Here is a 736-nt window from a genome sequence, read left to right on the forward strand (position 1 = left end):
AGCCCAGGTGGTTGGCAACCCAGTTCCAGAACGGGTAGATGGCCGGCACCAGAATCAGGCCGCCCCACAAACCGTAGATAACGGACGGGATGGCAGCCAGCAAATCGACCACATAGCTCAGCGCGGTGGCGAGCTTCTTAGGTGCATAATGCGAAATGAACAGCGCAATGCCGATTGACACGAAGAAGGCAATCAGCAGTGCCAGCAAAGACACGAGCACAGTACCGAACAACAGCGGGAGCACGTAGCCCCAGAAGCTGCTGGCCTTGCCGCCGGTAAAGCTGGACACGGTCTGGCTGTTGGCGGCCTGATCGCCACCGATGAGCACGCACTTAAGGAACGTCACGTGGAGTCCATTCGCAGGATCGCAAGGACCCATCCGATGGTGCTGATCGATGTGGCGACGATGAATCCGTTCAAGGCCGTCTCATCCCGCCACGCTCCCACCGACGGCTTGAGTGCACGGCGTGTGCCGGCATTCCTGCGCAACGCCAAGGCAGCGGCCGAGGTCGATACTCATCGCGCGTATATGGCCGCGGCTTTGGAACAGGAGCTCACCCGTGCCGGTTCCCATATCATTCGATCCGCATCCAGCGAATCCATGTTCGATCGTTTCGTCGCCCTGGTGTCCCGGGCATTGGCCCGCACCACACGCAATAGACTGGGTACTGCACCCGAACTGGTCGGACTGACTTTGGCTGGTGATCTATGATGCACAGCATGTTCCCCATCATCC

1 protein-coding gene and 1 pseudogene are annotated in these 736 nt (G+C 59.5%); one reads left to right on the forward strand and one right to left on the reverse strand.

Translation table 11 applies throughout. The features are described from left to right. A pseudogene (locus tag IE212_RS34485) lies at positions 1-346 on the reverse strand (phosphate ABC transporter permease subunit PstC); the annotation flags it as partial. 36 nt (positions 347-382) lie between these two features. On the opposite strand from IE212_RS34485, the gene IE212_RS34490 reads away from it, so the two are divergent. Beyond that, on the forward strand, positions 383-712 hold the full coding sequence (locus tag IE212_RS34490) for a hypothetical protein (protein ID WP_229864733.1): 330 nt from the start codon (positions 383-385) through the stop codon (positions 710-712). Positions 713-736: the final 24 nt, after the last annotated feature.

It is taken from the genome of Streptomyces djakartensis, from assembly GCF_014651075.1.
Taxonomy (GTDB): Bacteria; Actinomycetota; Actinomycetes; order Streptomycetales; family Streptomycetaceae; genus Streptomyces; species Streptomyces djakartensis.

Bases quoted from the DNA above. Each gene is read 5' to 3' on its own strand.
- IE212_RS34490 (WP_229864733.1), top strand. From the start codon at position 383: ATGGTGCTGATCGATGTGGCGACGATGAATCCGTTCAAGGCCGTCTCA.